This is a genomic window from Vibrio sp. Vb1127 (assembly GCF_033338735.1).
Taxonomy (GTDB): Bacteria; Pseudomonadota; Gammaproteobacteria; order Enterobacterales; family Vibrionaceae; genus Vibrio; species Vibrio alginolyticus.
The window spans coordinates 20,553-27,282 of sequence record NZ_JAWOTF010000035.1 but is presented as its reverse complement, the minus strand read 5'-3'; the positions used below and the strand labels follow the sequence as shown (position 1 = coordinate 27,282).

General features: G+C 43.2%; 6 protein-coding genes. All 6 read right to left on the bottom strand.

Going from position 1 to position 6,730, the window contains the following annotated elements:
* Positions 1-365: 365 nt before the first annotated feature.
* The 6 genes from R7H07_RS22685 to R7H07_RS22660 all read right to left on the bottom strand — a co-directional run bounded on the left by R7H07_RS22685 (position 366) and on the right by R7H07_RS22660 (position 6,658).
* On the bottom strand, positions 366-1,619 hold the full coding sequence (locus R7H07_RS22685; protein ID WP_065274865.1) for an HD-GYP domain-containing protein: 1,254 nt from the start codon (positions 1,617-1,619) through the stop codon (positions 366-368).
* 130 nt (positions 1,620-1,749) lie between these two features.
* On the bottom strand, positions 1,750-2,748 hold the full coding sequence (locus R7H07_RS22680) for a LacI family DNA-binding transcriptional regulator (RefSeq protein ID WP_005381031.1): 999 nt from the start codon (positions 2,746-2,748) through the stop codon (positions 1,750-1,752).
* 104 nt (positions 2,749-2,852) lie between these two features.
* Positions 2,853-3,608, bottom strand: coding sequence for a chitin disaccharide deacetylase (gene chbG, locus R7H07_RS22675; protein WP_054579416.1), 756 nt, complete (start codon positions 3,606-3,608; stop codon positions 2,853-2,855).
* A 17-nt stretch (positions 3,609-3,625) separates the two neighbouring features.
* Complete coding sequence (locus tag R7H07_RS22670) at positions 3,626-4,948, bottom strand: 6-phospho-beta-glucosidase (protein WP_005381048.1); 1,323 nt, start codon at positions 4,946-4,948, stop codon at positions 3,626-3,628.
* Between the two features lie 12 nt (positions 4,949-4,960).
* Complete coding sequence (locus tag R7H07_RS22665) at positions 4,961-5,272, bottom strand: PTS lactose/cellobiose transporter subunit IIA (RefSeq protein ID WP_031777269.1); 312 nt, start codon at positions 5,270-5,272, stop codon at positions 4,961-4,963.
* A gap of 51 nt (positions 5,273-5,323) precedes the next feature.
* Entirely contained in the window at positions 5,324-6,658 is a 1,335-nt protein-coding gene (locus R7H07_RS22660) for a PTS sugar transporter subunit IIC (protein WP_005381064.1), read from the bottom strand.
* Between the last annotated feature and the right edge of the window lie 72 nt (positions 6,659-6,730).

Below are 6,730 nucleotides of genomic sequence, written 5' to 3'. Positions count from 1 at the left end.
TCTAATTGGATTATCATCAACGAGTGCCCACACAGATTGATAGGTCTATATTGTTAAAGAGCTTGCTTTGCGAGAAGTTTTTCTCTCAAAGCGGAGGAGCATTCTAGCGATTTAGTTGTTAGTGTCAAACACTTTTTTAAACTAATTTTTTGTAGAAGCTTTTTACCTCTTCGACCCTACTAAAGCCTTGTGGCGTCTGCCGTGTCGATGGATGCGCATTATAGGGAGAAGATTTTCTTTGGCAATACTAAAAATGCATTTTTTCTAAAAAAACATGCCAAATGGATACTTTCCATCCAACCCTAAAATTACCCAGAAATAACACTCAGGATTTATACAATTTACCCACAAAAAGCTGTGGATAACTACTCATCACTATCAAAGAAATAAGAAATACGCGAACGCGGATTTAGATACTCTTTTACTTTATCCGGTAATTTTGACGGATGAATCGCGTTAACTATCTTTATATCTTTTGAGGCAAGATCAATGATTGGCGCTTGCGTCCTTGGTACTGATGGATCGTAAACCAAGACATTCGGGAATAATAAATGCGATGCATTCACTGAGATAACCAGGCCGACCATATTATTAGAAAGATGAACTACGGTACCCGGAGGAAACACGCCCATAAACTTAATTAGGATGTTCAGGTTCTCTTCTTTATATAGGTGTTTACAGTTCTTATATAAATGAGAGAGTGCGGTATAAGGAATCTTTTGATCTGAGACTATCGGTGTATGACACAAGTTATCAAACGCATTGGCTAGAGCAATAATTTGAGCAAACTCGTTGATCTCATCTCCTTTCAGGCCTTTAGGATAACCAGACCCATCTCTTAGCTCATGGTGCTGCGCGATCACAATTCTCGCGACTTCGGGAAAAGCCTCGATTTGACTCGCAAGATCGACGCCATATTTAGTGTGCAACTTTAAGTAGTTGGTTTCTGGCTCTGTTAGAGGTAGTTGCTTTCTTAATATTGCAGTCGGGATTTTTATTTTCCCGATATCATGGAATAGTGCGGAGAAGGAAAGCTCTTTCAACTGTGCTGCTGAGTACCCTTTAGCACGGCCAATCATCATCGAGATAACAGCCACGTTCAATGAGTGGAAATAAATATCTTCAAACTCATTTTTTCCGTTCATCAGATGTAACGTAACATTATCATCGCACATTAACTTCTCGACGATATCTTCAATAAGAAGCTTTGCTTCATCAACTGCTGCTGTCGGACGGTTACGGATTTTAGTCATGACTGAACGCATACGTGCCAGAGAGCGCTCAAACTCTTTTTCACACTGAATCACGCGTCGACGGTATGCACTTAACTTTTCTATGCGGTTCTGTTTTTCTTGCCACATTTTTTGAGTTTCATGATCTAACGACGCTTCATTTGTTACTCTGTCAGCTTGTCTTTGATCAACAGGGAGTGGAACGGCATCGCTTTGCTCTGGATTAAAGTAAACGAACTTTACGCCGAGGTGGCGGATCATCTCGACTTGCTCTTGGTCTTTAATCTTAAAGCTATTGAGTAGAAAGGGGTGATCGTTCCACTTTAGCGGAAGACGGATATGTAATCCGGGTTGAATACGATCGACCGTTAGTTTAATGGCTGCCACTTATTCACTACTGATTTATATTTCTTAAGAGAGTTAGAATACTAGTAAATTTTGTGAATAAATTCATCAGTAACTATCAAAACATCAAACCGTTATTTCTAAGCGACTCACTTAATTAGATAGAAGTAAGCTACTTTAAGGAGCGATCTGCTTTGCGTATTTTAAGCTTGGCCTCGAACACTGGCTTGTCTATTACTTCTTGATCTTTGACTAGCCCCATTAACGTTTGTACCGCTACACGGGCCATGTCACTGATAGGAAAGTGCACTGCTGATACTGTAGGGTAAAGACTTTCACAAAGATCAACACTGTCAAAGCTAGTTAATGAGATTTGCTCTGGTACAGAAATACTGTGCTCGTGTAAGTACTGCATTGCGCCAACCGTCATTTCTTCACTGCACGAAAAGACAGCCGTCACATCAGGGTGTCGTTGTAAAATTGCAGCCATTGCATCATAACCACTTTGCCGACCATAATTCCCTTCTTCACACCAGCTTTCATCAATATCTATACCAGCATCCTTCATTGCATCAATATACCCAAGCTTTCTCAATACACTGTTATGACGTTGGGATGGACCGGCAATACAAGCAATCTTTCGATGACCACCAGCTAAAAGGTGCTCAACGGCAATACGGCTTGCATGATGATGGTTAAAGGTAACACAACGCTCTTCTATTCCTTCCACGTAGCGATCCAGAAGAACGAAAGGTGTTGGCTGTTTAGCTAATTCACGTAAGTCATCATCTGACAAATAACGACTATGAAGTACATAGCCGTCACAACGTAAATCATTAAAACGCTGAATTGCCTCTTTTTCACCTTGTGCAGAATGATGGCCTTGAGCTGTAATCAAAAACTTCTTATGAATATCCAGCTCGGTCTGAACCTGCTCCATCATCTCGCCAAAGAAGCCCCCCGTATAGTAAGTCACCAATAACCCAACCATATTACTGGATGAGGTTGCGAGTGAACGAGCAATTGCACTAGGACGATAATTCAATTGCGCCATAGCTTGCTCTACTTTTTTTCGAGTTTCCTCGCGAAATTTCCCCTCTCCATTAATAATTCGAGAAACGGTAGAGCGATTTACACCGGCGAGTTCGGCTACATCTTTAATCCTTGCCATAATGCTATTGGGTCCAACTGCAATTGTTATTAAATATTCGTTTGTGTAGAACGGCTGCCAGCAATTCGTAAGGTGCTATAGGGGGCGAAGCTGGCAGCCTTTAATCATACACCGACCATTTGATTGGTAGAAACAAGCTCAGAGTAATCCGTGACAGTTATGCCATGATGAGCTAACTGTTCTTTTAAAATGGGAGAGGTAAGAACTTGTAACTCTAGCTCTCGCTGAAGCGCATAGCCACTCTTTAAGATAAGCGCCTGATCGGCCTCTGCCGGGTGGCACATCACCTCAACCAAGTCATAGTCAGCTTTTAAGCTCAATAGATGTGCCATTAAGCCATCCAAGCTCACTTTTTGATCATAAAACTCATCAGTAAAGATATACCTGATTGTCATCGATTCTTGACACAAGCCAGTGCCCCGCAGTGGCACTCTGTATTCATTCGCTACTTCTTTAATAACGGGCAAAATTTGAGGGTGAGTATGCGCGTGATGATGGCTATCTAAGTGGCTTAGCTCTAACCCAAGCGATAAAAAATGTTCCACCTGAGCTTTTGCTTCATCATAAATGACCTGAGTTTCGAAGTCCTGCTTACTCCAAAGTTCGTCATAGTTGATAAAGTGCGCTCGGCCGTTGGTCAAGTTAGGATGCTTCGTTATAGGCACACCTGCTGTAAACCTAAGATGAACGCCAATTTTCAAGTCTGGATTATGGCGAGCTAGTTCTAAGGCATGTTGCTCAGCATCCATACCCACCATCATGGTGGTTGAATGAACCACACCTTGCTGATGAGCTTTAACGATGCCGCTATTTACACCTCTCGTTAAACCAAAATCATCAGCATTAAAAATGACTTTCATCGGCGCCCTTCCTTGTCTTACAACGTCGTTAGTTTAAATTGAGGTAAATACGGAGCGTTCACCGCTAGGATATCATCCAGGATTGACTTGGCGCGGCCAATGTCAGGCACCAATGGGTTATTGGTTAATGCCATAAGCGCCTTGTCATAATTACCTTCGACAGCAGCTTCTATTGTTAGCTGCTCATACGCTTTAACTTGATGGAGTAATCCTTTGATATTGTTTGACAACTCGCCAACCGCAAGAGGTTTCGCCCCCCAGCTACCAATCACGGCACTACATTCAATCACAGCATCGTCAGGTAGGCCGTTGATCGCTCCATTATTTAAAACGTTAACAACATGAATACTATTACGATTGTTATAAATTGAATCAACTAGGTTCAGTGATGCATCAGAATAATAAGCACCACCCCGCTCCTCTAACTCTTTCGGCTTATGATCGAGGGTAGGATCTTGATAGAGCTTAAATAGCGCATTTTCTGTTTCCATTACCTGCTCAGCACGAGTGCCTTTTTCATCGGCACTTTGTTTCTCTTCAGCAAGCATGGCATCAGTTTGGTAGAAGTAACGATGATAAGGACATGGTATCGCCCCCAGTGCTTTTAGAAATGCCGGATCCCACGGCTCTTCCCAGATATTCTTCATACTGAAGTTGGCACCATCACCGACTTTCTCTAATACCGTTTGAGTAATATCTTCCCCATTGAGCCATGCTTTGTGTACCCACACGAGATGGTTTAACCCAGCAAACTCAAGTTGCAGCTCTTTTGGCTCGCACTCCATCATTTCTGCAATCATCATTTCCATTGAAACGGGCACATTGCATAAACCAATACTCTTTACTTTGGTGTACTTACTGACCGCTTCGGAAACTAAACCCGCTGGGTTGGTGAAATTGAGCATCCATGCGTTTGGAGCCAACTCTTCAATGTCTTTACAGATATCCAGAATGACCGGAATGGTTCGCAGTGCTTTAGCAAAACCACCAGGGCCCGTTGTTTCTTGGCCGATGACGTCGTACTTGATTGGGATTCGCTCATCGTTAGCGCGTGCAGCAAGGCCACCAACACGAAACTGCGTCATCACAAAATCCGCATCTTTTATCGCAGCACGGCGATCGAAACCGGCTTTTATCTCAATTTTTGCTCCGGCTTTATCGACCATTCGCTGAGCCAATCCTTTGATGATCTCAAGCTTCTCAGCTCCTGACTCAATGTCCACAAAATGAATCTTCTTAACGGGTAAATATTCTAAGCGCTTAATAACCCCTTCAACCAATTCCGGGGTATAGCTACTACCACCGCCAATAATGGCAAGTTTGATCGCCTCTCTAGACATTTTCATCCCCCTTTACTTGTTCGAGATTTTTTTGTTCAGTGCGACGATTTCTACAGCCATCTCTTGAGCCAAAATCGTAGTCATCAGGTGATCTTGAGCATGCACCATCACTAACGTCATCGGGACTTTCCCTTCTCCCTGATCTTCTTCAATAAGCTGAGTCTGTATTAAGTGGGCTTTATTAATGCACTCTCTTGCTTGAGAGAGCTTCTCATCAGCCGCTTCAAAATCTTGTTCTCGAGATAAACGCAATGCCTCGTAGCTTAAACTTCTGGCTTCACCAGCATTGCAAATGATCTCCATTACAACCAATTCTTGTTCCATCATTTTCTCTCCGAAAATCGGGCCGCGGTAATTGCGGCCCATTAAGCACAGTTAAGCAGTAACGCCTTCGCCTGACGGCTGCGTGTCACCTTTAGTTTCCTTCGTCGTTGGTAGTTCTTGCTCCAACATTTGCTTCTCAAACATTTTGAAGAATGGGAAGTAGATGATTAGATCAAGAATCAATAAACCAATGACGAGCAATACTGGCGCAAAGGTCCAACCGCTACCCCACGAAGCACCTATCAGTGCCGGTGTTGTCCAAGGTGTTGTAGCGACACCCATACCCACAAAGCCGACATGCACAGCAAAATACGCAATCGTAGCGTTGATGACTGGAGCGAAGACGAACGGGATAAACAAGGTCGGGTTCATCACAACTGGGCTACCGAAGATCACTGGTTCGTTGATTTGGAAAAAGCCAGGCACCGCACTCATTCGACCAATGCTCTTAAGGTGAACAGAACGGCTAAACGACATCAGCATAACAAGAGCAAGTGTTGCACCAGAGCCGCCAATAAAGATGTAAAAATCCCAGAACGGTTGAGTAAATACGTTTGGAATCGGTTCACCTGCAACAAAGGCTTCAATGTTGGCACCAATGTTGGTCAAAAAGATTGGAGAAAGCAGTCCAACAACAATTGCAGCACCATGAATACCCGCAAACCAAAGCAGCTGGCAAAGCAATAAAGCGCCAATAATGGCAGGCAATGAGTTAGACGCACTAATTAGCGGTTTAAAGATAGCCATAACAGCGTCTGGAATCAGCATGTCGTACTGGGTTTGTACGAAAAGGCTAAGTGGATATAAGGTAATGAATATCGCTAAGACTGGTAGCAATACTTCAAATGATCGCGCAATCGCCGGTGGCACCTGCTCTGGCATGCGAATCGTAATATTGTGCTTTTTCATAAAACGGTAGAGCTCCACCGAGAAAAATGCACACATCACTGCGGTGAAGATCCCGGTTCCGCCCATGTGAGACATAGACAACGCGCCATCTTTAGCTGGGGCCGCAATGAGTAAAAAAGACATTAGTGACAATACAGCACTCGTGATCCCATCCATCTTGTAAGCCTTCGCTAAACTATAAGCAACGCCCAGCGAAACAAAAATGGTCATGATCCCCATCGACATGTTGTAGGGCATCATTATGGTATCAAAATGTGTAGTGGCGAAATCGAGCCAAATTCGACCAAAAGTAAAGGTTGTATCTTCGGCAAATGGGGGGAATGCAAAAATCAAAATGAAACTACCGACAATAATAAACGGCATTGCGACAATAAAACCGTCTCTCATTGCGCGAACATGGGGCTGATTCCCCACTTTAGCTGCTATAGGGGCTATATGCTTTTCGACTGCGCCTATAATTGCGTCATAAAGCTTCATAGAATCCATCCTTATTTTAGGCAAAAGAATCCCGCATCAAATATTTATATTTGATGTACAGTTATCTTTTTA